Raw genomic sequence first — 24,606 nt, 5'->3', positions numbered from 1 at the left:
CGTGGCGCGCCAGAGGACGACGGGGCTGCCCGCCTGGGTGTTCGTGCCCGCGCTGCTCGGCGTCGTCGTGGTCGTGCTGCCGCTCGCGGGCATCGTCAGCCGGGTCGACTGGGGTCAGTTCTGGCCGCTGGTGACGAGCGAGTCGTCGCGGCAGGCGCTGCTGCTGAGCCTGCGGACGTCGTCGGTGAGCACGGCTCTCTGTCTGCTGCTGGGCGTGCCGATGGCCGTCGTCCTGGCGCGGTCGCAGGGCCGGTGGCTCGGCGTGCTGCGCTCGCTGGTGCTGCTGCCGCTCGTGCTGCCGCCGGTGGTGGGCGGGCTGGCCCTGCTCTACACGTTCGGACGCCGCGGGCTGGTCGGTGAGTCGCTCGAGGCGTGGGGCGTCGACATCGCCTACACCACGATCGCGGTGGTGCTGGCCCAGACGTTCGTCTCGCTGCCGTTCCTGGTGGTGAGCCTCGAGGGCGCGCTGCGCACGGCCGGGCGCCGCTACGAGGTGGTCGCCAGCACGCTCGGCGCCTCCCCCACCACCGTGCTGCGGCGCATCACGGTGCCGATGGTGCTGCCCGGCCTGCTCTCGGGCGCCGTGCTGGCCTTCGCGCGGGCGCTCGGCGAGTTCGGCGCCACCGTCACCTTCGCCGGCAGCAAGGAGGGCGTCACCCGCACGCTGCCCACCGAGATCTACCTGCAGCGCGTCGAGGACCCCGACGCCGCCGTCGCGCTCGCGCTCGTGCTGGTGGTCGTCGCGATCGTCGTGATCGGCGTGGCGCGGCCGGGCCGGGGGTCGCTGTGACCCTGTCGTTCGACGTGGTGGTGCGCGAGCGCGACGTCGAGGTGGCCTTCGAGGTCGCCGACGGCGAGACGGTGGCCCTGCTCGGCCCCAACGGCGCCGGCAAGTCGACGGTGCTCGCGGTGACCGCCGGCCTGCTGCGCCCCGACGCCGGCCGGGTGCTGCTCGGCGACCGGGTGCTGACCTCCGTCGGCGACGGGGCCACCGTGGACGTCGCCCCGCACCGTCGCGGCGTGGCGCTGCTCGCCCAGGACCCGCTGCTCTTCCCGCACCTGACCGCCCGCGAGAACGTCGCCTTCGGCCCGCGCAGCCTCGGCGCCCCGCGGCGCGAGGCCCGGCGGACGGCCGAGCGGTGGCTGGCCGAGGTCGGCGTCGACGACCTGGCCGACCGGCGTCCGGCGCAGCTGTCGGGCGGACAGGCGCAACGGGTCGCGGTGGCCCGCGCGCTCGCCGCCGACCCGCGGCTGCTGCTGCTCGACGAGCCGATGGCCGCCCTCGACGTCGCCGTCGCGCCCGCGCTGCGACAGGTGCTGCGGCGGGTGCTGGCCGACCGCACCGCCGTGGTCGTGACCCACGACGTGCTCGACGCGCTGCTGCTGGCCGACCGGGTCGTCGTCCTCGAGGCCGGTCGGGTCGTCGAGGCCGGGCCGAGCAGCGACGTCCTGACGCACCCGCGCAGCGGGTTCGCCGCGCGGCTGGCCGGGCTGAACCTGGTGCGCGGGCGGTGGGACGACGACGCCGTCCGCTCGGCCGGTCTCGCCGTGCGGGGGCAGAGCGTCGGCCCGACGCCCGCCGCGGGCGAGGAGGCGGTGGCCACGTTCCGCCCGCAGGCGGTGGCCGTCTTCCGCGAGCCGCCGGCCGGCAGCCCGCGCAACGCGTTCGCCGTGACCGTCACCGACCTCGAGCCGGTGGGCGACGTCGTCCGGGTGCGGGGCCGGGCCGACGGCACGGACGGCGACGTCGAGCTGCGTGCCGACGTCACGCCGCAGTCGGTGGCCGAGCTCGACCTGGTGCCCGGCCTCGCGGTCACGTTCAGCGTCAAGGCGACCGAGGTGTCGGTCTACGGACTGTGAGGCGCGAACCCCGGCCGCGTGCCCGGCGGCGTGTCACAGTGACCGCGTGACGAGCACCCAGCCCGCCAAGACGCCCGTCCCGCTGCCCGGCATCAGCTCACGGGCCTGGGAGCACCCCACCGACCGGGGCGCGCTGATCGCGCTGCGCAAGCTCAAGGGCTTCGACACCGTCCTGAAGATGATGTCGGGACTGGTGAACGAGCGCACGATGCGGCTGGTCTTCCTGGGCTCGGCGGTGCGCGTCGACGAGCGGCAGTTCCCCGAGCTGCACTACCTGCTGCGCGACACCGCCCGGGTGCTCGACGTCGAGGGCGAGCTGCCCGAGATGTACGTGACCGCGAGCCCCTTCCTGGAGGCCATGACGATCGGGCTCGAGAAGCCGATCATCGTCATCGGCTCCGCGCTGGTCGACCTGCTCGACCAGGAGGAGCTGCGCTTCGTCGTCGGCCACGAGCTCGGGCACGCGCTGAGCGGGCACGCCGTCTACCGCACGCTGCTGCAGCGACTGCTGACGATGACCGGCGTGCTGAACGCGGTGCCGCTCGGGGCGCTCGGCGTCCGCGCGATCGTGGCGGCGCTCTACGAGTGGTCGCGCAAGGCCGAGCTGTCGGCCGACCGCGCCGGGCTGCTCGCGACGCAGGACCCCGCCGCGGCGCAGCGGGTGCACATGCAGCTGGCCAGCGGCGGCCTGGCCGGCGACCTCGACCTGGCCACCTTCCGCGCGCAGGGCCAGGAGTACCTCGACGCCGGCGACCTGCGCGACTCGGTGCTCAAGGCGATGCTGGTCGAGCGGACGACGCACCCGTTCGCCGTCGTCCGCGCCGCCGAGCTGCGCCGCTGGGTCGAGTCGGGCGAGTACACCGCCGTCCTCGGTGGCGCCTACCCGCGCCGCGTCGACGACGACGGCGCCAAGGTCACCGACGCCGCCCGCGAGGCCGCGGCGTCCTACGCCGAGATGTTCCGCAGCTCACAAGACGCCGTCGGACGCCTCGTCCACGACCTCGCCGGCGTCGCCGGCAGCTTCAAGGTCTGGCTCGACGAGCGGCTCCGGCGCGACTGACCCCGGGCGGTAGTCCCTGACGACGTGGTCGTGATCCGACGGATCTCACGACCATGTCGTCAGGGACTACCGGGCTGGGGCTCGAACGACCAGAGGTCGGGGGCGTCGGCGACGAGGTAGCAGACACCGGCCACGACGGAGCCGGGAGCGGGGAGGGTGGGGTGCTCGGAGGCGGCGAGGCAGACCGTGGCGGTGAAGCCGACGGTCTCGACCTGCAGCACGTGGAAGGACTGGCCGGTGACGGCGTGGGTGCGGCTCTCGGCCGCGAGCACCTCGCCGGCCAGGAACGCCGTCGGCTCGGGGTCTGCGTCGCCGGAGAACAGTCCGTACGACACGAACGACTGCGCCGTCAGGCGCATCGGCTCCTCGCCCGGCTCGGGCTCGCCCAGCACGCTGTCGTCGGACGCCGCGAACGCCGCGGCGTCGGCGTGCACGCCCACCTCGACGCCGAGCGCCACCACTGCGGCGTCGACCGGGCCGGCGTCGCGCACGTGGCGGCGCTGCACGAGGTCGCAGGCCAGCCGGGTGACCGTCTCGCCGTCGTCGTCGAGGACGTCGGCCACCACCGCCTCGCCGGCCACGCCGAGACCGCCGAGCCGCGCGCCACGATCGGACTCGAAGGTGGGCACCAGGTCGACGACGCCGCCGTCGAGGCGGGCCAGGACGACGCACGCCCCGCTGTCGTCGCGGTGCCGCACGGACTCGACCACGCCCTCGTCGGTGGCGACCCGGCCGACGAGGTCGGCGGGCAGCTGGTCGAGCACGTCGCCCAGCCGGTCGAGGTCGTCGACGTGCATCCCCAGGCAGGCGAGCGTCGAGGCCACGGCGCGAGCCTACGGCGTGGCGACACGCCGCTTTATTGTCGATTGAGTCAGTAGAGTTATAGTGCTTCGCATGCCCGCGGTCGACGTCCACCAGCACGCGTGGCCGCGCGCCCTCGTCGAGCAGCTGCGCACCCGCTCCACCTCGCCCCGGCTCGACGGCGACGTGCTGCACCTCGACGGCGAGCCGCCCTACGACGTCGACCCGGCCGCGCACGTGGTGGCCGACCGCCGCGCCCGCGACGCGCGCGACGGCATCGACCTCGCCCTGCTGTCGCTCAGCAGCCCCCTGGGCATCGAGACCCTGCCGCCCGAGGACGCCGCCCCGCTGCTCGAGGCCTGGCACGACCTGGTGGCCGAGCTCGGCGAGGGGCACGGCCTGTGGGCCGCCCCGGGCCTGGTCGAGCCCGACCTCGACCTGCTCCGCGCCCGGCTCGCGCTGCCTGGCGTCCACGGCCTGCAGGTGCCCGCCACCTCGATGCTCGACCCCGCCGCCCTCGAGCGGCTCGCGCCCGTGCTCGCCGTCGCCGAGGACGCCGACCGCCCGGTGCTCGTGCACCCCGGCCCGGCCGCCCCCGCGTCGTCGGCCGTGCCGTCGTGGTGGCCCGCGCTCACCGACTACCCCGCGCAGCTGGCCGCCGCCTGGTTCGCCTGGCACGTCGCCGGCCGCTCGCTGCTCCCCCGCCTGCGCATCTGCTTCGCCGCGCTGGCCGGCCTCGCCCCGCTGCACCACGAGCGGCTGGCCGCCCGCGGCGGCGGGCTGGGCGCCGTCGACCGTCGGGTCTTCTACGAGACGTCGTCGTACGGACCGCGCGCCGTCGACGCCATGGTGAGGGTGGTGGGCGTCGACGCGATCGTGCACGGCTCCGACCTGCCCTACGCCGAGCCGCGCGACCCCGGGCTCGGCGAGGCCTTCTCGCACGCCCTGCACGTCACCAACCCGCACCACCTGCTGAACGGAGGCACCCGATGACCCTCACCGCCGCTTCTTCCCCCGCGGCCCTGTCGCTGCTGAGCGCCGACGACCTGCCCGACCTGCCCGGTCGCGAGCTGTCGTCCCGCGAGCTGCGGACCTGGGTGCGCGAGCTGGCGAGCCGACCCGAGCTGTGGGAGCACCTGGTCGCGCGACCGGTGCTCGACGTCGCCGACGGTGCGGACGCCGTCCCGGGCGGTCCCGAGGGCGGGCGCCACTACGTCTCGCTCTACCGCGACGCCGACATCGACGTCTGGCTGCTGTGCTGGGACACCACCGACGACACCGGCTGGCACGACCACGACACCTCCGCGGGCGCCGTCGCCGTCACCCGCGGCGCGGTCACCGAGAGCCGCCCGCGGCTCGGCGGCACCCCGGCCACCAAGACCGTCAAGGCCGGCCGCACGTTCGCCTTCGGTCCCGACCACATCCACCGCATGGGCGGCGCGATCGACGGCTCGGTCTCGATCCACGCCTACTCGCCGCCGCTGTGGCGCATGGGCCAGTACTCCATCTCCGACTCCGGCGTCATGCGCCGGTTCTCGGTCTCCTACGCCGACGAACTCCGCCCGCTCGACTAGTCGGGTCACTCCACGACGTCGTGGTGCCGCCCCCTCGCCCCACCCTCGTAGGGCTGCCGCCGATCTGGTGCGGCGAGGGGTCCGGCACACGCGCCGTCGCTCCGTTCCGTGCGCCCTGGTGCCGGGTCGACGTCGGGTCAGGCCGCCGGCGTGTGGTGAAGAACCCGCGGCCGGACGCCCTCGACCGTTCAGTCGACGAGGTTGGACGGGGTGATCGTCACCGCGAACGGGGCGGACGCCGTCCACGACTCCCCGCCCGAGACGTCGACGACCTCGCGGTAGCGGCCATCGTCGAGCTGCCAGACGGTGAGCCGGGGCTCGAGCGGGTCGACCAGCCAGAACGAGGCGCAGCCGGCCTCCTCGAAGCGGGCCTTCTTGACGTTGCGGTCGACCAGCCGGGTGCTCGGGGAGAGGATCTCGACGGCGAGCAGGGGGCGCCGGGCAGGTCCTTCGCAGTGAAGTCGGCCCGGGGCGCGACGAGCAGGTCAGGGATGAACACGGTGTCGTCGGCCAGCGTCACGTCGAACGGCGCCACCATGACATACAGGTCGTCCGGGCAGGCCGCGTGCAGGAGCACCGCGAGGTTGAGGGCGGCGCGCTGGTGCGCGAGCGACGGCGACGGGCTCACCAGCAGCATCCCGTCGAGCAGCTCGTAGCGCCACCCGTCATCGGGGAACGCCGCCAGGTCGGCGCGGGTCAGTCCCTGACCCCGTCGCGGCATCGTCGTCACGCTCTCCATGGTGCCCCACCTCGGGCCGCCGCGGGCGTCGTCCACAGGCCCGGCAGACTGACCCGGTGACGAGACGAGCGCTGGTCCTCGGTGGGGGCGGCATCACGGGCATCGCGTGGGAGACCGGGCTGCTGGCCGGGCTGGCCGAGGCGGGGGTCGACCTCAGCACGGCCGACCGCATCGTCGGGACGTCGGCGGGCTCGATCGTCGGCGCCCAGCTGTCGGCCGGGCTGCCGCTCGACGAGCTCTACCGGCGCCAGCTGCTGCCGCCCGGCGACACCGGCCCCGACGGCACCCCGGGCCTGGGCGACGGCACCGCCCCGCTGGCGGCCATCGGGCCCGGGGTGATCGCCCGCTACGCCGCCGCCCTCGTGCGCGCCCGCGGCGACGTCGAGCGCTTCGGCCGGCTGCTCGGTCGCCAGGCGGTGACCGCCGCCGCGAAGGGCCGCACCCCGAGCGTCGAGGAGCGCTACGAGCAGGTGGCCCGCCGCATCGGCGGCCTGCAGTGGAGCGACCGCGACCTCGTCGTCACCACGGTCGACGCCGACACCGGCGAGCTGGCCACGTTCGGGCCGCACACCGCCCACCCCGAGGTCGCCCTCGAGGACGCCGTCAACGCCTCGTGCGCGGTGCCCTGCGTCTACCCGCCGATCCGCATCGGCACGCGCACGCTGGTCGACGGCGGCATGCGGTCGGGCGCCAACGCCGACCTCGCCGCCGACTGCGACGTCGTGGTGGCGCTGACCCCGATGGACCGCTCGATCGGCCCGCTGCGCAGCGCCCGCAGCCAGCTGCGCGAGCTGCAGGTCAACCACCTCGTCATCGAGCCGGACGACGACGCCCGCCGCGCCATCGGACGCAACGTGCTCGACCCGGCCGCGCGGCCGCCGTCCGCCCGGGCCGGCTACGCCCAGGCCCTCGCGCACGCCGACCGGGTGCGCGACCTCTGGGCGTTCTGACCCTCCCTCCTCGCCGACGCGCGCGCCTGAGCTCCCTTCGACAGGCTCAGGGCCCGTGGGGTCGGGTCACCGTCGACCTCATGACGACGATGGTCGAGGTGTGAGGAGCGCTGGCGACGAGCCCCGAGACCACCGGCCCTCCAGGCCCAGGTCCGCGTGCGACATCCCTTCGACACGCTCAGGGTCCGTGCGTCAGGACGACGTCGCGCGCACCCGGTGCGCCGGGCTCTGCCCGGCGCGGGTCCAGTCGGTGACGGGCGCGACCAGCCGCCAGCGGGCGCCCGGGCTCGGCACGGTGACCCGCACCGTGCCCCGGCCCTGCCGGTCGGTGCGAACCGTCGTGGCCCGCTGCCAGGCCCCGGTGCCGACCGAGCGCTGCAGCCGCAGGACGCCGTCGACGCCGGTGCTGCCCGCCGTCCGCCAGGTCACGCGGAGCGCGACGGACCGGCCCGCGCGGGCCCGGTCGGGCCCGGTGAGGGTCACGACCACGCCCCGGCGCACCAGCGTGCTGGTGGCGACGGTGCTCTGGCTGGCGGTGAACGCGGCGTCACCGACCCACCGGGCGCGGAAGACGTTGTGCCGCGCCGAGCGGGCGCGCACGACCCGCAGCGTGGCGCGGCCGTCGTCGCCGGTGACGGCCGAGCCGACCGGCGCCCACACGCCGTCCCGGCGCCGGTCGACGACCACGCGTGCTCCGGGCACCGACATGCCGTCGTCGGTCTGCAGGCTCGCCACGAGGTCGACCGGCGCGTCGGCCGGGCCGGACGGCGCGCTCAGCGCGAGCCGGGTGGCGGCCGCCGGCGCGACGGGCGGCGGCTCGGCCGCGCCCGCCATGATCACGGCGTAGAGGTAGCTGCGGGTGTTGCCGTTGTCGACGCCCGGCAGGTCCTCGGCGATCGCGAGGGCCCGCTGCGGGTCGGCGAGGCCGTAGAGCGCGATGTTCCAGTCGATGAGCGGCCGGTTGCGATAGGTGGACGGGTCGCCGGCGATCAGCGGCTCGACCACCTCGCGGATGCGCTGCTCGCCGAGGCTGGCGAGGAAGCCGACCTGGCTGGGGCCCATCGGGATGACGATGATCGCGCTCTTCGCGCTGGGGTCGCCCGAGAACCACGTCGAGTAGTCGACCTTGCCCTGGAAGACCATCGAGATGATCGGCGCCGTCAGCGAGTCCTTGCGATAGGGGTTCCACCAGTACCGCTCGGCCGTGGCGGCCTCGAAGGCCATCATCCACTGCGCGTGCTCCTGCTGCGCGGCGTCGCCGCTGACCTCGCTCCACAGGGCGAGGCCGGCCCAGGCGTTCATCGCCTCGGACGTCGACTCCTGGTCGTTGCCGTCCATGCCGCCGCCGATGCCGTTGGCCCACGAGTGGCCGCGGAAGTCGTCGAAGGCGCGCCGCTGGATGGTGGAGGTGTCGGTCTCGAGGGCGCCGATGTCGGCGGCGAGCAGGTCGGCCGTCTCGCGGTAGCGCTCGACCAGGCTCGCGTCGTCGCGGCCCAGCACGCCGACGGCGTAGAGGAAGTAGCCGTAGTGGAAGTGGTGGTCGTTGATCGACGACGCGACACCGAAGGCGTCGATCTCGGGGACGATCGTGCGGGTGACGGGGTCGTAGCCGAAGCAGCGTTCCTGGCGCTGGGTGGCGCAGCGGTCGGCGTCCAGCCAGAGGTCGAGCTGGGCGACCATCGCCGCCTCGATGTCGTCGGCCTCCTCGTCGAGCCCGAGCTGGCCGGCCAGCAGGTAGAGGTTGGCGGCGCGGTAGAGCGCCTTGCCGCCGAAGTAGGTGTCGGCCGGGAACTCCATGACCGTCGGGACGTCGGCGACCACCTGCTCGCGCAGCAGCTGCAGCTGTGCCTCGCTGAGCCCGGAGAGGTCGAGCCGGCTGGCGACGTCCCAGGCCTTGGTGGTGGTGGTGAACGAGTTGCCGACGACGCCGTGCGCCCAGCCGATGGCGTTCTCCCAGCGGCCGGTGAGGGTGTCGGCGGGGCGGCCGTAGTCCTGGTGCGGCAGCTGGGTGAGCACGGTGTCGCGCCCGCCGGTCTGCAGCACGAAGGTGGCGCGGGCCAGGCCACCGCTGACCTCGTGCTCGGTGCGGGTGCCGGTGACCGGCACGGCGCCGTCGACCAGCGCCTCGATGTCGGACCCGGTGGCGCCCTGCGGCTCGCCGAAGACGTGCACCGTCTCGCCGGCGTCGAGCGCGATCGCGCCGCCGCCGAGGGTGCCGGGCGTGACCACGTGGTACTTCTGCCCCCCGGAGGCCCGCCACGTGTAGTGATCGCCGGACGCCGCCAGCGGACGGCTCACCGCGAGCGCCTGGTCGGACGCCGCCGTGTACATCACGTAGGGCCAGCCCTCGACGGCGGTGAGCGTGCCGAGCGGGGTGCTGCCGGCGTACCAGGTGAGGTCGGCGGAGAGGTCGTCCCACCGCGTGAGGCGGTAGGTGGTGGCGCCGGGCGGGGTGAGCCGCAGCGACTGGGCGTCGTCCCACGACTGCAGCAGGGCGTGGTTGCTGTAGCCGGTGACCGCGGGCAGGCCGACGCCGAAGCCGGAGTCGTGGGAGCGGAACGCCAGGCCACCCCCGACCCAGGTGGGCGGGTCGAGGGCGCCCGCCTCCGGGCCGGCGTAGACCGCGCCGGTGATCCAGGAGTTGGTGGGCGGCATGACGCCGGGCGCCACCCGCGGCGGCACGTTGACGCGGGTGCCGAAGTCGGGCAGGACCTCGGCCGCGCCCGGTGCCGCCGCCACGGCCGGTGCGGGCGCCGGGGCCGCGGGCGCCGACCCGGAGGCGACCGCGAGGGCGGTGGAGGCGAGCAGGGTCAGGGCGGCGAGGCCGACCGTCCCGCGCGCAGGGCGTCGTCGACGATCGGTCATGGCTGCTCCTGCCGCGGGCCGAGAAGTGGTCCTTCCGACGGGCGCTGGCCGACTTCAGACCAGCGCCCGTCAGAAGTGCCCGGATCGTAGCGCCGCCGTGACGTGCGACACAACGGTCAGCGCGGGACCGAGACGGTCCACGCCTTCGAGGCCGCCTTCGACTGGGGCGAGCCGAGGTAGCGCACGGTGATGCGGTGGCTGCCCGGGGCGAGCCCGGTGAGCCGGAAGGCCACGCGGCCGCGGTCGGCGGCCCGCAGCGTGAGCGTGCGCACCACCCTCGAGCCGTCGAGCACCTGCACCCGGCCCGTGGGCGCCTGGCTGCTCGCCACGGTGACGGCACCGACGACGGTGCGGCCCTGGCGCGTCACCCGACCGGTGATCCGCGACGCGGCCGGGCCGCCGACCACCACGGCGGTGGCCGGCGAGGTCGAGGCGCGGTGCGTCGTGCTGCCGGAGTAGGCGGCGGTGAGCAGGTGACGGCCGGCCGCGAGGCGCGCCGGCAGGCTCAGGGCGGCGACGCCGTCGCGCACGGCACCCGAGGCCACGACGCTCGAGCCCTCACGCAGGGTCACCGTGCCGGTGCCGCGCGCGGAGGAGTCGGTGGCGGCCACGCGCACGGTCACCCGGCCGCCGCTCGGCACCGACCGCGTGGCGATCGAGGTGGCCGTGCTCGCCGGTGCGACGGTGAGGGTGGCGGTGCGCGAGTCCGACGCGGCGTGGCTCGTGCCGCCGCTGTAGGCGACCTTCACCGCGTAGGTGCCCGGCGCCAGGCTGGTGAGCGGCAGCGACACCGGCGCGTCGGAGCGCACCGGCACCGGGGTGCCCGTGCGGCGTCCGTCGACCAGCACCTGCAGGGTGCCGTCGATCGGGCCCTCCGCGCGGCGGGGCACGACCGCACCGGTCAACCGGGCGGCGTCCGACCCGTAGGCGACGGTGCCGGACGGCGTCCCGAGCGTCACCGAGGTGGGGATGCGGGCGGGGTCGACGACGACGGTGCCGAGCTTCGTGGTCGCGGTCTCGAACCAGTCGACCTCGCTGGTGGTGAAGTAGAGGTCGTAGCTGCCGGCCACCTCGGTGAGCTCGCGCGCGTCGAAGGCCAGCCGGCCCGGCCCGTCGAAGGCACCGAGGGCGAGGTCGTGGCGCACGCCGTCCGGCCCGAAGGCGAACAGCGCGAAGTCGCCGTGCGGCCGCAGGTGGCTCGCGCTGCTCACCGGGGTGACGCCGAGGGCGAGCGGGTCGAAGCGGTCGACGTGCAGGCCCGGCGGCAGGTCGGTGGTGTGGGTCAGCGTGGCCTTGTCGACGTGCACCGGCACCGTCGCGCCGCTGGGCAGCCAGGTGTCGCCGTTCGCGTTGCCCCCGGAGTACAGGATCTCGAGCGCGTGGTCGCCCGGCGGCAGCGCGAACGAGGCGCTGCGGCCGTCGACGGGCAGGGTCTGGTTGACGGCGTCGTCGGTGGTGCGAACCCGGATCGTGCCGGGCGCCGGCTTCGAGCCCCCGCCGAGCACCGGCACGACGGTGACCACGAAGGGGCTCTCGGCGGCGAGGTCGGTGGGGCCGGTCTCCAGGCGCACGCCGACCAGGGCGAGGTCGGCGGTCGCGCGCGGCGCGGGCGCCTTGGCCCCCTGCGCCGTGACCGGCGGCCCGGCCGCCGGTGCCGGCGGGGTCGCGAGCGCGAGGCAGACCGCGGCTCCCACCGCGGCGCTGGTCACCGTCAGGGCCAGTGGCGGTCGGCGGGCGGGTCGGTGGGTGGTCATGGTGGGTGCTCCTCGGTCGGTCGGTTGCTGGTCGGGAGCACCGTGGGGCCGGCCGCTGGGACGAGGCTGGCGGGTCGCCGGGACGCCGCTCCCAGCCGGCCGCCAGTCGCCTCCCGGTCGGCGCGCGCACGCTGCGCGCATGACCTCCCGCCGGACCCCGCTCACCGTCGCCTCCTCGGTCGTCGTCGACCGCCCGGCGTCCGACGTCGCCGCCGTCGTCCTCGACTGGGGCAACGACCCGCGGTGGCGCGCGGGCGTCACGGCCCTCGACGTCGAGCCGGCCGGCCGGGCGGTCGAGGGGCAGCGCCAGGTCGAGCGGCTCCGCTTCGCCGGGCTGCGATTCACGACGCCGACCCGGGTCACCGCCGCGGCGCCGCTGACGGCGAGCTTCGAGGGCGGCAACGCCCACGTCGCCGTCTCGGGCCTCCGCGAGGTCCGCGCGGTCGGCGACGACCGGTGCGAGGTGCGCACCGTCGTCCGGCTCACCGGACGGCGGGCGATGCGGCTGCTGCTGCCCGTGCTCGCGCCGGCCTACCGCCGGCGCGACGCGGCCGACCTGCGCCGACTCGCCACGCTCCTGCGCTCCCTTTCCTAGTGTGAGGCGGGTGGAGCTCGACGTCCTCGGTCCGGTGCGGGTGCGGCGCGACGGGCTGGACGTCGACCTCGGGACGCCGCGGCAGCGGGCCATCGTGGCCGCGCTCGCCCTCGGCGAGGGCCGGGTCGTGCCGGTCGACACGGTCGTCGACCGGGTGTGGGGCACCGACCCGCCGGCGACCGTGACGGGCACGCTGCAGAGCTACGTCGGCGGGCTGCGCCGGGCCCTCGAGCCCGGACGCCGTCCGCGCGAGGCGGCCTCGGTGCTGGTCACCGAGCACGGCGGCTACGCGCTGCGGGTGCCGCTGGCGGGGCGGGACGACGTCGCCCTGGCCGAGGCGACCGCGCGGGCCCGCGAGCTGCTGCGCGTCGTCCCCGACCCGCTGCGGCCCACCGTCGACGCCACCGGCGCCGGCGCGTGCCGCGAGGCGCTCGACCTGCTCGACGCCGCCCTCGACCGCTGGCGCGGCACCCCCTACGCCGACCTCGCCGACGACGACGCGGTGACCGCCGAGCGCAGCCGCCTGGCCGACCTGCGGACGGCGGCCGACGAGCTCGGCGTCGTGGCCCGGCTGGCGCTGGGCGACCACGCCGCCGTCGTCCCGCGGCTGGAGGCGATGACCCGCGCCCACCCGCTGCACGAGCGCTGGTGGGCGCTGCACGCCGTCGCGCTCGTGCGCGCCGGCCGCCAGGCCGACGCCCTCGCCGCGCTGCAGCGGCTGCGCTCGGTGCTCGACGACGAGCTGGGGGTCGAGCCGAGCGCCGCCGTGCGCGACCTCCAGACGGCCATCCTGCGCCAGGACCCCGACGTCACCGGCGGCCCGCCGACCACCGCGCCGGCGGCCGTCGCGCCGAGCGCACCGGTCGCCGGGGCGCCCGGGCCACCCACCCGGTTCCGGGTCTCGCCGCCGCTGCCGCAGTACGCCCTGGCCGGGCGCGAGCCCGAGCTGGCGCGGCTGCGCCTCGTGCTCGACGCCGCGGCGTCCGGTCGCAGCGGCGCGGCGTGGGTCACCGGGGAGGCCGGCATCGGCAAGAGCCGGCTGGTGCACGAGCTCGCGCTCGAGGCGTTCGCCCGCGGGTTCACCGTCGTCACCGGCGACTGCGGCCACACCGGCGCCCCCGAGCTGTGGCCGTGGCGGCAGGTCGTCACCTCGCTCGAGCAGCAGCGCGGCCCGCTGCCCGAGCCGGTGACCGGGCTGTTCGAGGTCGGGCTGGCCGACGAGTTCGCCACCTGGGAGGGACTCGCCTCGGCGCTGCGGACGGCGGCCCGCCGCGACCCGCTGCTCGTCGTGCTCGAGGACGTGCACGACGCCGACGCGCCGACGCTGCGGCTGCTGCAGCACCTCGTGGCGACCGCCGCCGGCGAGCGCCTGCTCGTCGTCGTCACGCGCCGCGCGGGTGCCGGCGACGACGCCGTCCTCGTGCCGCTGGCCGCCGCCCTCGCCCGGCGCGACGGCGTGCGGGTCGACCTCGGCGGGCTCGACGAGCCGGCCGCGTCGTCCCTGGTCGCGCAGGCCACCGGCGTCCCGCCCGACTCCGCGCACGTCGCGGCGCTGCGCGAGCGGACGGCGGGCAACCCCTTCTTCCTCGTCGAGCTGGCCCGCGCCGGCGACGCGGGCGGCTCGCTGGCCGACGTCGTCGGCAGCCGGCTGGCCGACCTGCCGCCGCCCGCGCGCGCCGTGCTCGAGGCGGCGGCGATCATCGACGTCCGCTGGGACGAGGACCTCGTCGCCTTCATGCTCGACCTCGAGCCCGCCGACGTGGCCGCGCAGGTGACGCCGGCGGTCGCGGCCGGGCTGGTGGTCGAGGACGACCCCGCCGGTCGCGTCTTCCGCTTCACCCACGCCGTGGTGCGCGACGTCGTCCGTGACGGCCTGCCGGCCACCGTGCGCAACGGCCTGCACGCCCGCGTCGCCACCGTGCTCGACGAGCGGTCGGGGCTGCGGCGCGTCGTCCAGCGCACCGAGCTGGCCCGCCACTGGGCGCTCGCCGGCAAGGCCCACGCCGCCCGGGCGTGGCCGTCGGTGCTGCGGGCCGCAGCGCAGGCCACGGCCGACTCGGCACACGTCGAGGCGATGCGCCTGATCGAGGACGCGCGCGACCTGCAGCGACTCGACCTCGCGGCCGGCGACCGCGCCCGCTACGAGCTGCTGATGCTGCTCGTCGACGCCCAGCGCTGGGCCGGGCGGTGGGAGGGCGTCGCGGCCAGCGTCGACGAGGCCGTCGCCGCCGCCGAGCGGCTCGGCGACCACGAGCTCGCCGCCCGCGCCGCCATGTCGACCATCGAGGGCGCGGTCTGGCAGGTGCGCACGTGGGGCGTCGTCCACGCCCCGATCGTGGCCGCGCTGGAGCGGGCCGTGGTGCGCCTCGACGAGGACGGCGCTGCCGTCGGCCTGCGCGCCCGGGCCCGGGTCGCGCTCGCCACCGAGCTGTACTACGGCGGCGACGTCGAGCGGGTCGACGCGCTCGTCGACGAGGGCCTCGGCCTGGCCGAGTCGGCCGACGACCTGCGGCTGCTCTCGGTCGTCCTGACCGGCGCGTTCTCGGCCCGGTGGCGCCCCGACACGCTCGCGTGGCGGCGCGCGGCGGCCGAGCGCGCCGTCACCGTGGCCGTCGAGCTGGGCGACGCCCGCGCCCAGGCGGTCGCCCTCGGGCTGCGGGCCTGCGCCGCGCTCGAGGCGGGTGAGGCCGACATGCTGCGCGACGCGCTCCCGGCCGCGCTGTCGCTCGCGCGCCGCCTCGGCCTGGTGACCCTCGAGGCGGTGCTGCTGGCGGCGGAGGTGCCGTGGCGCCTGCTGGAGGGCGACGACGCCACCGCCGGCACCGCGCTCGCACTGCTCGACGAGCTCGCGGCGGCCAGCGGCGTCCCGAACCTCGACCGCGCGGCCGCCGGCACCGCCGTCCTCGCCGCCCTGTGGCAGGGCGACGCGGCAACGCTCGAGGCGCTGCTGCGGGCGCTGGCCGAGCAGGACGACGACGGCCTCCAGATGGGCCACCTGGCCAGCTGGGTGCTGCTGCGGGTCGGGCAGACCGAGCTCGCCCGGGCGGTCTACCCGGTCTCGGGGGTCGACCTGCGCGAGGGCAGCTACACCACCCTCGCCAACGCCTGCCTGGCCTGCGAGCTCGGCCACGGCCTCGGCGACCCCGACCTGGCCGCGCGGGGCTACGCCGTGGCCGCGCCGTACGCCGGCCGCATGGCCTCGGGCGGCAGCGCGATGGCGATCGGCCCGGTCGACGGCTTCCTGGCCGTCGCGGCCCTGGCGCTCGGCGACGGCGCCGCCGCCCACCGCCACGCCACCGCCGCCCGCGCCCTCGGCGAGAGCTGGGGGCTGACGCGGTTCGTGACGTGGTTCGACGCCGCCTGGACCCGCGCCCTCACCCCCTGACCCGGCCCGGTCCCGGAGGGCCGGTGGTTTCGACGACGCTCGTTCCTCGCTGCTCAACCACCGGAGTCGGCCGATCACGATGGTCGAGGTGCGAGGCCGGCCACGGCCGAGCCTCGAGACCTCCCGCCCCACGGACCCTGAGCCTGTCGAAGGGCCCTCAGCGCAGCGCCTCGAGCACGTGACGGAGGCGGTCGGCGGGCTGGCCGCCGTCCAGGGTCATCAGGGGCTCACCGCCGCTGAAGACGAGCAGCGTCGGGAGGCGGACGACGCGGTATGCGGCGGGGGTGCGGGGCCAGCGGTCGGCGTCGAGGTGGGCGAAGCACAGCCACGGGAGCGCCGCGGCGAGGTCGAGCACCTCCGAGGGCACCGTGCGGCCGTGGTGGAAGGCCACCAGCACCAGCCCGACGGCCCCGAGGACGACGTCGGCGAAGTCGAGGTCGGTGGCCGGCCGCAGGGTGGTCTCGCTCATGCCGCCATGCTCGGGCGGGCCGCTGGGAGCGGGCTGGGAGCGCGCGGCCTACGCCTCCCGGTCGAGCGCGGCGACGGCCTCGGCGACCGCGAGCGTGCGGCGGGCCGACTCGACGTGCAGGTGCTCGACCATGCGGCCGCGGTGGGTGACCACGCCCGAGCCGGCGCCGGCCTCCCACGCCGCGACCAGCCCCTCGGCGTCCTCGACCGCCTCGGGGGAGGGCGCGAAGGCGCGGTTGGCCTCCTCGACCTGGCCGGGGTGGATGAGGGTCTTGCCGTCGAAGCCGAGCTCGCGGCCCTGGCGGCACTCGGCCGCGAAGCCCTCGGCGTCCTTGACGTCGTTGTAGACGCCGTCGACGACCTGGATGCCGGCGGCCCGCGCCGCCAGCAGGACGAGGTGCAGCGACGGCAGGATCGGCGCGCGGCCGGGCACGTGCTCGGCGTAGAGCTCCTTGACGAGGTCGTTGCTGCCGACGACGAGGCAGGCCAGCCGGTCGGAGGCGGCCGCGAGGTCGCGCACCTCGAAGATCGCCCGCGGCGTCTCGACCATCGCCCACAGCCTGGTGTGGTCGGGCGCGCCGGCCCACTCCAGCGCCGCGGCCAGTGCCCGCACCTGGTCGGCGCTCTCGACCTTCGGGACGACGACGGCGTCGGGCCCGGCAGCGGCCGCGGCCACGAGGTCGGCGGCGTGCCACTCGGTGCCCACGCCGTTGACGCGGATGGTGACGGTGCGGCGTCCGTAGTCGCCCGAGGCCGCCGCGGCACAGGCGGCCTCGCGCGCCGCGGGCTTGGCGTCGGGGGCGACGGCGTCCTCGAGGTCGAGGATCAGCGCGTCACAGGCGATCGTCTTGGCCTTCTCGAGCGCGCGCTCGTTCGACGCCGGCATGTAGAGCACCGAGCGCAGCGGCGTGAAGTCGTCAGTCATCGGTGCCGCCGATCGCGTCGTACTGCGCCTTCAGCTCGGGGTCGATCGCGGCCAGCTGCTCGGCCAGCTCGACCATCACCAGGCACTGCTTGAGCGAGGCGTCGTCCTCCATCTTGCCGTCGAGCATCACCGCACCGGTGCCGTCGCCCATGGCCGCGACGACGCGGCGGGCGTGGGCGACGTCGTCCGCGCTCGGGCTGAAGACCCGGCGGGCGACGTCGACCTGCTTGGGGTGCAGCGTCCAGGCGCCGACGCAGCCGAGCAGGAAGGCGTTGCGGAACTGGTCCTCGCACGCGGTGACGTCGGCGATGTCGCCGAACGGGCCGTAGTAGGGGTAGATGCCGTGCATCGCGCAGGCGTCGACCATGCGCGCGATCGTGTAGTGCCAGAGGTCCTGCTGGTAGGTGGCGCGGCGGGCGTCGACGCCGGCGGCGGGGTCGGTCGGGCTGGGCGGGTCCTCGCGCACCAGGTAGCCGGGGTGGCCGCCACCGACGCGGGTGGTCTTCATGCGGCGGTCGGCGGCGAGGTCGGCCGGGCCGAGCGAGAGCCCCTGCATGCGCGGCGAGGCACCGCAGATCTCCTCGACGTTGGCCACGCCGCGGGCGGTCTCGAGGATGGCGTGCACCAGGATCGGGCGGTCGAGCCCGGCCTTGGCCTCGAGCTGGGCCAGCAGCCGGTCGACGTAGTGGATGTCCTCGGCGCCCTGCACCTTCGGCACCATGACGACGTCCAGCTTGTCGCCGATCTCGCCGACGAGCCGGGTGAGGTCGTCGAGCACCCACGGGCTGTCGAGGGCGTTGACGCGGGTCCACAGCTGGGTGGGGCCGAAGTCGGTGGAACGGCCGATCTCGACGAGGCCCTCGCGCGCGGCCTCCTTGTTGTCGGCCTTGACGGCGTCCTCGAGGTTGCCGAGCAGCACGTCGACGGTGCCGACCATGCCGGGCACCTTCGCCGCCATCTTGGCGTTGCTGGGGTCGAAGAAGTGGATGGCGCGGCTGGGCCGGAACGGGATCTCCCGCAGCGGCTGCGGGGCCCCGACCGCCAGCGGCCGGAAGAAGTCCTTGGCGCTCGTCGCGCTCTGCGCTGCCATGTCGCGGAAACTAGCAGCGCCCGCCCGCCCACCGGCATGACGAATCTCTCGCCCGCGATCTGCGGGTACATGGACACCTGGTCGACCTCGGACGGGGTGCCGGACGTCGACCAGCTGTCCATGTACCCCGTGATCAGCGCGAGCGACGGAACCAGCGCCGACGCCGACCGGACGACGAGGGGTCGGGCTGCTCGGCGGCGGCGCGGGCGGCCCGTTCGGCGCGACGGGCGTCGCGGCGCTCGCGCCAGGCCGCGACGGTGGCGTCGACGTCGCGCGGCATCGTGACCAGCGGCGGGCCCTCGGGCAGCCGGTAACGGGCGGCGATCACGCGCTGGTTGAAGTCCTCGAGCACCCGGCGCACCTCGGTCTCGAAGGCGATGGCGTCGAGCCGGCCGTCGAGCTCGGCGTCCTCCTTGCGCAGCTGCAGCGACGGCGGCAGGACGGCGATGCTCTCGCGCTCGACGAGCTTCTTGATCCACCAGTCGGGATCGTGCTCGTCACCGAGGCCCTCGATGGGCTTGCCGGCGCCGGGCAGGTCGTCGAACTCGCCGCGCTCCATGGCACGGCGCACCTGCTCGTCGACCCACAGGTGCTGCTGGCGGATGCGGGCCGCGGCCGCACCACGCCCGGTGCGCATGTCGCGGTCGTGGACCGGGTCCTGCTCGTCTCGATCGGGCATCGCTCGCCTCCTCGGCGTCCACGGTACCGAGGCGGCGTCAGCGGCTCCCCACCCGACGAGGGACCCGCGGGCGCAGCAGCAGCTCGATCTCGTCGAGCTCGAGGGCGTGCAGCTCGACGCCGGCCGGACGCGCGGCTCGGTCGGCCTCGCGCGCCACCCCGGCCAGCAGGTCGGCGTCCGCGAGCGCGGCGGCGACGTCGTCGGTGGCGAGGTCGGCCACTACCCGGCCGAGGGCGGTCTCGACCGCGTCGGCGGCGACTGCGCGCGGGTCGACGAAGCGGCGTCCGGTCTCGGGCGGCACCAGCCGGCCCCGGGCCGTCGCGAGCACGCGCACGTCGTCGCCGTCGCGGGTGGTGACCCGCGCCGCGGCCAGGACGTCGTGGTCGCCGGCCGGCAGCAGGTGGGTGCGCTCGACCAGCGGCACCCGGACCACCGGGCCCGGACGACGCCGGCCCACGTGGCGGCGGACGATGACGCCGCGCCGGGTGACCACGAGCAGCTCGCCCCTGGTCACCCAGCGCGTGGCGCTGCCGAGGAGCAGGAGGAACGGGACGCAGAGCACCAGCATCCACAGCACCGGGGTGGGCTCGGACTCCACGACCGCCTCCTCTGCTCGACGACGTGCCTCCACCCTGCCGGGGCGGCCGCGCGGACGGTATGGGGTCTGCCACCCATCTCTGCCCCGACGACCCCGACGCGGGCGTGCGGGCCTGGTCGCGCCCGGTGGCGTCGGTCAGGCTGGTGGGGTGCGAGCCGTCGTCCCGCCCTCCCTGCCGCTGTACTGGAAGGTCTGCCTGATCAACGGCGCCGTCTTCGTCGCCGGCACCCTCGCGCTGGTGCTCTCGCCGGCGAGCGTCTCGCGCCAGCCGCTGCTCTCGGAGGTGCTGGTGCTCGCCGTCGGCCTCGGGCTGATGCTGGCCACCAACGCCGTGCTGCTGCGGCGCAGCCTGGCACCCGTCGACCGCGTGGTGCAGCAGATGGACCGCCTCGACCTCGACAGCCTCGACGAGGTCGACGCCCGGCTCGAGCCCGGCTCGTCGCGCCGCGGACCCGGCGCACGGCTCGTGGCGGCCTTCGACGCCATGCTCGCGCGGCTGGACGACGAGCGCGCCCGCAGCGCCGGGCAGGCGCTCGCCGCGCAGGAGGCCGAGCGCGAACGGGTCGCGCAGGAGCTGCACGACGAGGTCGGTCAGAGCCTCACCGTGGTGCTCCTCGGCCTCAAGCAGGTCGAGCGGCGGGTGCCGCCCGAGCTGGTCGAGGTCGTCGACGAGCTCGCGCTCGTGCGCGAGAGCGCCCGCACCGGCCTGGACGACGTCCGCCGGGTCGCGCGCCGGCTGCGACCGGGCGTGCTGGCCGACCTCGGGCTGCACGCCGCGCTGGCCTCGCTCGCCACCGACCTCGCCGCGCACGGCGGGCCGCACGTGCGCCCCGACGTGGCGCCGGGGCTGCCCGCGCTGCCGGCCGAGTCCGAGCTCGTCGTCTACCGGGTGGCGCAGGAGTCGCTGACCAACGTGGCCCGGCACGCCTCGGCGCGGTCGGTGCGGCTCGGGCTGCGGCGCGACGGCGGGCACGTCGTCCTCGAGGTGGACGACGACGGGGTCGGGCCGGGCGCCGACGGCCACGTGCCCGGGTCGGGGCTGGCCGGCATGGCCGAGCGGGCGCGGCTGGTCGGCGGCGACGTCGAGGTGGGCCGCTCGCCGCAGGGCGGCACCCGGGTGCGGCTGCGGGTGCCGGTCGGCGCCGGGGAGGGCCCGGCATGACCCCGATCCGCATCCTGCTCGCCGACGACCACGCGCTGGTGCGGCGCGGCGTCCGGCTCATCCTGGAGCAGGAGCCCGACCTCGAGGTGGTGGCCGAGGCCGGCGACGGCGCCGAGGCGGTCGAGCTGCTGCGGCACACCGAGGTCGACCTCGTCGTCCTCGACATCGCCATGCCGCGGATGACCGGGCTGCAGGCGGCCCGCGAGATCTCGCGACGCCGCGAGCCGCCGCGGGTGCTGATGCTCTCGATGCACGACAACGAGCAGTACTTCTTCGAGTCGCTCAAGGTCGGCGCCACCGGCTACGTGCTGAAGTCGGTGGCCGACGAGGACCTCGTGGGCGCGTGCCGGGCGGCGATGCGCGGCGAGGCGTTCGTCTACCCCGGCGCGATGGGCGCGCTGGCCCGCGACTACCTCGACCGGCTCGCCCGCGGCGAGTCGGTGCCCGAGACGGTGCTGACCGAGCGGGAGGACGAGGTGCTCAAGCTGATCGCCGAGGGCCGGTCGTCGAAGGAGATCGCCGCCGCGCTCACGATCAGCGTCAAGACCGTCGAGCGGCACCGCGCCAACATGCTGGCCAAGCTCGGCATGAGCGACCGCACCCAGCTGACGCGCTACGCCATCCGGGCGGGGCTGATCGAGCCCTGAGACGCGCGATGAGTCCGGGCGCGCCGCGCGGTCGGAGCGTCGTCATCCCCGAAGGAGAGGCTCCTCGATGGACTTCCAGGTCCCCACCGCCACCCGTCCCCCGCGGACGACGACGTCCGCCGACGGCACCACGATCGCGTTCGACGTCCACGCGCCCGGCGGCGACCCGTCGGTCGGGCCGCTCGTCGTCGTGGTCGGCGGCGCGACCAACGTGCGGCTGCACTCCAGCGGCTTCGGCGACGCGCTCGCCGCGGTCGGATGCACCGGGGTCGTCTACGACCGGCGCGGCCGGGGCGACAGCACCGACACCCAGCCCTACGCCGTCGAGCGCGAGGTCGAGGACCTCGCCGCCGTGGTCGAGGCCGTGCGCCCCGGTTCGACGGCGGTGGTGGCCGGGTTCTCCTCGGGCGCCGCGCTGGCGCTGCGGGCGGCCGCCGGCGGCGCACCGGTCTCGCACGTCGTCCCGTTCGAGCCGCCCTACCGCCTGCCCGACTCCCCGCCGCTGCCGGCCGACTACGTCGAGCGGCTCGAGGCCTTCAACGCCGCCGGCGACCGCGACGGCGCGCTGGAGTACTTCCAGGTCGCGGCGGTCGGGCTGCCGCAGGAGATGGTCGACGGGATGAAGGGGACGCCGATGTGGCACCACGTCGCGGAGGTCGCGCCGACGATCGTCTACGACGGCTACTGCCTCGGGGGTGACGACCAGTCCCTGCCGGCCGCGCTGGTGGCGGGACTGACCCAGCCGGTGCTGGCGCTGGCCAGCACGGGCAGCCCGCCGTTCCTGGTCGAGCCGGCGCGGCAGGTCGGCGCCCTCGCGCCCCATGGCACCTTCGAGCTCGTGGAGGGCGACTTCCACACCGCGCCGGACGACGTCCTCGCGACCCGCATCGCCGCGTTCGCCTCCCCCGCCGGGTGAGGCCGGTGTCCGCGGTGGCTTGATACCCCTGGGCGCACCCGGCCCGGCAGGGGCCACGTCTCGGCGGGAGGCCCGATGCGGCGCACGACTCGGTGGACGGCGGCGACGGCGCTCGCCCTGAGCATGGGCGCGACCGGCCTCGGCGTGCCCGCGACGGCGGCTCCCGGGACGTCGGCGGCGGCCCCGGCCGCGGCGGTGTCGCCCGGGGCGTCCCGCATCGAGGGTGGAGACCTGCGGCGCGCGATGCGGGCGGTGACCCGCGCCGGCGGGGTGGGCGTCGTCGTCCACGTGGTGCGCGACGGCGAGGTGTGGAAGGGCGCGTCGGGGGTGGCCCGGGTCGGGGCCGGCCGGCCGGCGTCGCCCAAGGCGCGGTTCCGCGCGGCCAGCGTGACCAAGCAGCTGACCGCGGTGCTCGCGCTGCAGCGGGTCGCCCGCGGCGAGTGGACGATGCGCACCCGCCTGCGCGACGTCCTGCCGGGGCTGTGGCCGGCACGGGGCGGCGTCACGCTGCGACAGCTGCTCAGCCACACCGCCGGCCTGCCCGACTACGCCGTCGCGCTGACCGCCGACGCGACGACCATCCCGAAGTTCAAGCGGGCGATCGGCCAGCGGCGCACCGACCGCGGGCTGGTGCGGGTGGCCAAGCGGCTGCCGGCGCCGAAGGTCGGCCGCTACTCCTACTCCAACACCGGCTTCGTGCTCGTCGGGATGATGCTCGAGCGGCAGACCGGCCGGTCGCTGCCGTCGCTGATGCGCCGCGAGGTCCTGCGCCCGGCGGGGATGACGCGCAGCCGCTTCGCCCGCGACAAGCGGATGGCGCGGCCGCTGCTGCGCGAGTACGGCGACTTCGGTCTGCGGCATCCGGTCGACCTCACCGGGTTCAGCCCGACGACGTTCTCGGCGGCGGGGGCGCTGATCAGCACCGCCGGCGACCTCAACCGGTTCCAGCTCGCGCTGAGCCGCGGCCGGCTGCTGCCGAAGCGGCTCGTGCGGGCGATGCGGTCGGTGGTGGCCGCCGACGAGGCGACCGGGCTGCAGTACGGCCTCGGCAGCTACCGGCTGCCCGACCCGTGCGCCCCGGCCGACGGGTGGGTCTTCGGTCACGACGGCCTCTCCTTCGGCACCGCCACGCTGTCGTTCGCCTCGGACGACGGACGCCGCCGCGTCACCGTCGCCATGACCGGCCGCGAGTACACCCGCGACCAGCCCGCCTACCTCGCCCTGCAGCGGCTGTTCGGCACCGCGCTCGGCGAGACCTGCCGCGGCCCCCGCCCCCCGACCCCACCCATCTCCCCCGCCCCCGACCGCGGCGCCGTCGCGCCGCGGTTGGTGGGCTGAGGTCGGGCTCGGGCTCGGCTCGGGCGGGCGGTGACCTGATTACCGTTCCGGACCCCGATTCGGTAACTCGTCCACCGCCACCCCGATCCAGCCCCGGCGGGCGGTGACCTGGTTACCGTTCCGGACCCCGATTCGGTAACTCACCCACCGCCGCCCCGACCCAGCCCCGGCGAGCGGTGACCTGGTTACCGTTCCGCACCGCAGTTCGGTAACTCACCCACCGCCGCCCCGACCCAGCCCCGGCCAGCGGTGACCTAGTTACCGTTCCCGACCGCAGTTCGGTAACTGACGCACCGCCGCCCCGGCCCAGCCCCGGGAGCGGTGCACCAGCCACCGTCCCGCGCGCCCGAACCGTGGCTCACGCACCGCCCACCCGGCCCAGCCCCGGGAGCGGCGCACCAGCCATCGTCCCGCGCGCCCGCCCCGTGGCCCACACACCGCCCACCCGAGGTCAACCCCAGACCCGTCACCACCCACCCCGGTGCACGACGTCCGTCCACGGCGTCCGGGCCCGGGTGGCCGGCGAGCCCTTGGCCCCACCACCAGCCGGGTGGCCGATCGTGATCGCGCCGATCGGCTCGTGCGAGGCCGGGATGCCGAGCTCGGCGCGCAGGTCGTCGACCCGCTCGGGCGGCACGCCGAAGAAGCAGGCGCCGAGGCCGGCGTCGGTGACCGTCTGCAGGATGAGCAGCGAGGCCATGGCGGCGTCGAGGTGCCAGTAGGGCATCGCCCAGCGGGCCTCGTCGCGGTCGGTCCAGCCCTTGTCGGGCTCGGCGTAGCGGTCGAGGTAGGCGTCCTTGCTGCTGCACGGGACGACGACCACCGGCGCGGCGCGCATGCCGGTCAACCACGCGCCTCCCGCCCCGGCGTCCGCGGTCGCCGTCCAGAACCGCGCGGTCTGCTCCGCCCCCTCCAGGACGACGAACGCCCACCCCTGGCTGAACCCCGCGCTCGGCGCGCGGGTCGCGTTCTCGAGCGCCCGGTCGAGCACCGCGGGGTCGACCGGCCGGTCGTCGTAGCGGCGCACCATCCGCCGCCGTCGCACCACGTCCTGGAACTCCATCGGGTGACCTTAGGACGGCCCCGACGCGACACCGGGGCCCGCACGTGACCGCCGCCACCCGACTCTGAGGTAGCCGGCCGCGGCGACTAGGGCTCATCGCCGATGTGGGGGCCTACCTCAGGGCGCGAACCTCTCTA

General features: G+C 76.0%; 21 protein-coding genes and 1 pseudogene. 12 read left to right on the top strand and 10 right to left on the bottom strand.

The window, feature by feature from the left end; all coding sequences use genetic code 11:
* The first annotated feature begins 1 nt into the window (after position 1).
* The 3 genes from ABEA04_RS01415 to ABEA04_RS01405 are packed head-to-tail and all read left to right on the top strand — an operon-like array spanning position 2 to position 2,920.
* The gene (locus ABEA04_RS01415) at positions 2 to 790 is read left to right on the top strand and encodes an ABC transporter permease (protein WP_345453688.1); all 789 of its coding nucleotides are present in this window, start codon (positions 2 to 4) and stop codon (positions 788 to 790) included.
* Positions 787 to 1,860: a sulfate/molybdate ABC transporter ATP-binding protein gene (locus tag ABEA04_RS01410; protein ID WP_345453685.1), complete on the top strand. Its 1,074-nt coding sequence runs from the start codon at positions 787 to 789 to the stop codon at positions 1,858 to 1,860. The genes ABEA04_RS01415 and ABEA04_RS01410 overlap by 4 nt, the downstream gene beginning before the upstream one ends.
* 46 nt (positions 1,861 to 1,906) lie before the next feature.
* On the top strand, positions 1,907 to 2,920 hold the full coding sequence (locus tag ABEA04_RS01405; protein ID WP_345453682.1) for a M48 family metallopeptidase: 1,014 nt from the start codon (positions 1,907 to 1,909) through the stop codon (positions 2,918 to 2,920).
* Positions 2,921 to 2,979: 59 nt separating this feature from the next.
* Here the strand turns inward: ABEA04_RS01405 and ABEA04_RS01400 are convergent, their stop codons facing one another.
* Positions 2,980 to 3,744, bottom strand: coding sequence for a hypothetical protein (locus tag ABEA04_RS01400; protein WP_345453679.1), 765 nt, complete (start codon positions 3,742 to 3,744; stop codon positions 2,980 to 2,982).
* A 70-nt stretch (positions 3,745 to 3,814) separates the two neighbouring features.
* Between ABEA04_RS01400 and ABEA04_RS01395 the strand changes: the two genes are divergently transcribed.
* Together ABEA04_RS01395 and ABEA04_RS01390 are read left to right on the top strand one after the other, a co-directional pair.
* The gene (locus ABEA04_RS01395; RefSeq protein WP_345453676.1) at positions 3,815 to 4,714 is read left to right on the top strand and encodes an amidohydrolase family protein; all 900 of its coding nucleotides are present in this window, start codon (positions 3,815 to 3,817) and stop codon (positions 4,712 to 4,714) included.
* Positions 4,711 to 5,295, top strand: coding sequence for a cysteine dioxygenase (locus ABEA04_RS01390; protein WP_345453673.1), 585 nt, complete (start codon positions 4,711 to 4,713; stop codon positions 5,293 to 5,295). The genes ABEA04_RS01395 and ABEA04_RS01390 overlap by 4 nt, the downstream gene beginning before the upstream one ends.
* 188 nt (positions 5,296 to 5,483) lie before the next feature.
* Here the strand turns inward: ABEA04_RS01390 and ABEA04_RS01385 are convergent.
* Positions 5,484 to 5,932 (bottom strand): annotated as a pseudogene (locus ABEA04_RS01385) (Uma2 family endonuclease).
* Between the two features lie 158 nt (positions 5,933 to 6,090).
* Between ABEA04_RS01385 and ABEA04_RS01380 the strand changes: the two are divergent.
* Complete coding sequence (locus tag ABEA04_RS01380) at positions 6,091 to 6,984, top strand: patatin-like phospholipase family protein (RefSeq protein ID WP_345453670.1); 894 nt, start codon at positions 6,091 to 6,093, stop codon at positions 6,982 to 6,984.
* A gap of 192 nt (positions 6,985 to 7,176) precedes the next feature.
* Here ABEA04_RS01380 and ABEA04_RS01375 read toward each other — a convergent pair whose 3' ends face one another.
* Together ABEA04_RS01375 and ABEA04_RS01370 are read right to left on the bottom strand one after the other, a co-directional pair.
* Positions 7,177 to 9,849 (bottom strand): glycosyl hydrolase, encoded by a 2,673-nt coding sequence (locus tag ABEA04_RS01375; protein ID WP_345453667.1) that lies wholly within the window; start codon positions 9,847 to 9,849, stop codon positions 7,177 to 7,179.
* Between the two features lie 116 nt (positions 9,850 to 9,965).
* Positions 9,966 to 11,603, bottom strand: a complete 1,638-nt coding sequence (locus tag ABEA04_RS01370) for an Ig-like domain-containing protein (RefSeq protein WP_345453664.1) — start codon at positions 11,601 to 11,603, stop codon at positions 9,966 to 9,968.
* Between the two features lie 139 nt (positions 11,604 to 11,742).
* On the opposite strand from ABEA04_RS01370, the gene ABEA04_RS01365 reads away from it, so the two are divergent.
* Both ABEA04_RS01365 and ABEA04_RS01360 read left to right on the top strand, forming a co-directional pair.
* Positions 11,743 to 12,198 (top strand): SRPBCC family protein, encoded by a 456-nt coding sequence (locus ABEA04_RS01365; RefSeq protein ID WP_345453661.1) that lies wholly within the window; start codon positions 11,743 to 11,745, stop codon positions 12,196 to 12,198.
* A gap of 10 nt (positions 12,199 to 12,208) precedes the next feature.
* On the top strand, positions 12,209 to 15,583 hold the full coding sequence (locus ABEA04_RS01360) for an ATP-binding protein (protein WP_345453658.1): 3,375 nt from the start codon (positions 12,209 to 12,211) through the stop codon (positions 15,581 to 15,583).
* Positions 15,584 to 15,740: 157 nt separating this feature from the next.
* Here the strand turns inward: ABEA04_RS01360 and ABEA04_RS01355 are convergent, their stop codons facing one another.
* From ABEA04_RS01355 to ABEA04_RS01335, 5 genes are all read right to left on the bottom strand, one after another.
* The gene (locus tag ABEA04_RS01355; RefSeq protein ID WP_345453655.1) at positions 15,741 to 16,052 is read right to left on the bottom strand and encodes a thioredoxin family protein; all 312 of its coding nucleotides are present in this window, start codon (positions 16,050 to 16,052) and stop codon (positions 15,741 to 15,743) included.
* 48 nt (positions 16,053 to 16,100) lie between these two features.
* Positions 16,101 to 16,976, bottom strand: a complete 876-nt coding sequence (locus tag ABEA04_RS01350) for an HpcH/HpaI aldolase/citrate lyase family protein (RefSeq protein ID WP_345453652.1) — start codon at positions 16,974 to 16,976, stop codon at positions 16,101 to 16,103.
* The gene (locus tag ABEA04_RS01345) at positions 16,969 to 18,066 is read right to left on the bottom strand and encodes an HpcH/HpaI aldolase/citrate lyase family protein (protein WP_345453649.1); all 1,098 of its coding nucleotides are present in this window, start codon (positions 18,064 to 18,066) and stop codon (positions 16,969 to 16,971) included. Before ABEA04_RS01345 ends, ABEA04_RS01350 begins: the two co-directional genes overlap by 8 nt.
* Before the next feature lie 133 nt (positions 18,067 to 18,199).
* Entirely contained in the window at positions 18,200 to 18,745 is a 546-nt protein-coding gene (locus ABEA04_RS01340) for a DnaJ family domain-containing protein (RefSeq protein WP_345453646.1), read from the bottom strand.
* Between the two features lie 37 nt (positions 18,746 to 18,782).
* The gene (locus tag ABEA04_RS01335; protein WP_345453643.1) at positions 18,783 to 19,343 is read right to left on the bottom strand and encodes an SPFH domain-containing protein; all 561 of its coding nucleotides are present in this window, start codon (positions 19,341 to 19,343) and stop codon (positions 18,783 to 18,785) included.
* A 148-nt stretch (positions 19,344 to 19,491) separates the two neighbouring features.
* Here ABEA04_RS01335 and ABEA04_RS01330 point away from each other — a divergent pair, with 148 nt between their 5' ends.
* The 4 genes from ABEA04_RS01330 to ABEA04_RS01315 all read left to right on the top strand — a co-directional run bounded on the left by ABEA04_RS01330 (position 19,492) and on the right by ABEA04_RS01315 (position 23,406).
* Complete coding sequence (locus ABEA04_RS01330) at positions 19,492 to 20,505, top strand: sensor histidine kinase (protein ID WP_345453640.1); 1,014 nt, start codon at positions 19,492 to 19,494, stop codon at positions 20,503 to 20,505.
* Positions 20,502 to 21,152, top strand: a complete 651-nt coding sequence (locus ABEA04_RS01325) for a response regulator (protein WP_345453637.1) — start codon at positions 20,502 to 20,504, stop codon at positions 21,150 to 21,152. Before ABEA04_RS01330 ends, ABEA04_RS01325 begins: the two co-directional genes overlap by 4 nt.
* A 67-nt stretch (positions 21,153 to 21,219) precedes the next feature.
* Positions 21,220 to 22,068 carry an alpha/beta fold hydrolase gene (locus tag ABEA04_RS01320; protein ID WP_345453634.1) on the top strand — a complete coding sequence of 283 codons (849 nt, stop codon included), beginning with the start codon at positions 21,220 to 21,222 and terminating at the stop codon, positions 22,066 to 22,068.
* A gap of 75 nt (positions 22,069 to 22,143) precedes the next feature.
* Positions 22,144 to 23,406 carry a serine hydrolase domain-containing protein gene (locus tag ABEA04_RS01315; RefSeq protein ID WP_345453631.1) on the top strand — a complete coding sequence of 421 codons (1,263 nt, stop codon included), beginning with the start codon at positions 22,144 to 22,146 and terminating at the stop codon, positions 23,404 to 23,406.
* A 466-nt stretch (positions 23,407 to 23,872) separates the two neighbouring features.
* Here the strand turns inward: ABEA04_RS01315 and ABEA04_RS01310 are convergent, their stop codons facing one another.
* Positions 23,873 to 24,469, bottom strand: a complete 597-nt coding sequence (locus ABEA04_RS01310) for a nitroreductase family protein (RefSeq protein ID WP_345453628.1) — start codon at positions 24,467 to 24,469, stop codon at positions 23,873 to 23,875.
* Positions 24,470 to 24,606 lie beyond the last annotated feature (137 nt).

This window comes from Nocardioides marinquilinus (assembly GCF_039543705.1).
Lineage (GTDB): Bacteria > Actinomycetota > Actinomycetes > Propionibacteriales > Nocardioidaceae > Nocardioides > Nocardioides marinquilinus.
Note: the sequence above shows the minus strand (reverse complement) of the source record. Positions and strands in the feature narration are given on the sequence as shown.

What these genes read in the sequence shown, in the direction of transcription:
- ABEA04_RS01395 (WP_345453676.1), top strand. Translation starts at nt 3,815, where the DNA reads ATGCCCGCGGTCGACGTCCACCAGCACGCGTGGCCGCGCGCCCTCGTC.
- ABEA04_RS01390 (WP_345453673.1), top strand. Translation starts at nt 4,711, where the DNA reads ATGACCCTCACCGCCGCTTCTTCCCCCGCGGCCCTGTCGCTGCTGAGC.
- ABEA04_RS01350 (WP_345453652.1), bottom strand. Translation starts at nt 16,976, where the DNA reads ATGACTGACGACTTCACGCCGCTGCGCTCGGTGCTCTACATGCCGGCG.
- ABEA04_RS01345 (WP_345453649.1), bottom strand. Translation starts at nt 18,066, where the DNA reads ATGGCAGCGCAGAGCGCGACGAGCGCCAAGGACTTCTTCCGGCCGCTG.
- ABEA04_RS01310 (WP_345453628.1), bottom strand. Translation starts at nt 24,469, where the DNA reads ATGGAGTTCCAGGACGTGGTGCGACGGCGGCGGATGGTGCGCCGCTAC.
- ABEA04_RS01365 (WP_345453661.1), top strand. Translation starts at nt 11,743, where the DNA reads ATGACCTCCCGCCGGACCCCGCTCACCGTCGCCTCCTCGGTCGTCGTC.
- ABEA04_RS01375 (WP_345453667.1), bottom strand. Translation starts at nt 9,849, where the DNA reads ATGACCGATCGTCGACGACGCCCTGCGCGCGGGACGGTCGGCCTCGCC.
- ABEA04_RS01355 (WP_345453655.1), bottom strand. Translation starts at nt 16,052, where the DNA reads ATGAGCGAGACCACCCTGCGGCCGGCCACCGACCTCGACTTCGCCGAC.
- ABEA04_RS01370 (WP_345453664.1), bottom strand. Translation starts at nt 11,603, where the DNA reads ATGACCACCCACCGACCCGCCCGCCGACCGCCACTGGCCCTGACGGTG.
- ABEA04_RS01340 (WP_345453646.1), bottom strand. Translation starts at nt 18,745, where the DNA reads ATGCCCGATCGAGACGAGCAGGACCCGGTCCACGACCGCGACATGCGC.
- ABEA04_RS01315 (WP_345453631.1), top strand. Translation starts at nt 22,144, where the DNA reads ATGCGGCGCACGACTCGGTGGACGGCGGCGACGGCGCTCGCCCTGAGC.
- ABEA04_RS01320 (WP_345453634.1), top strand. Translation starts at nt 21,220, where the DNA reads ATGGACTTCCAGGTCCCCACCGCCACCCGTCCCCCGCGGACGACGACG.
- ABEA04_RS01325 (WP_345453637.1), top strand. Translation starts at nt 20,502, where the DNA reads ATGACCCCGATCCGCATCCTGCTCGCCGACGACCACGCGCTGGTGCGG.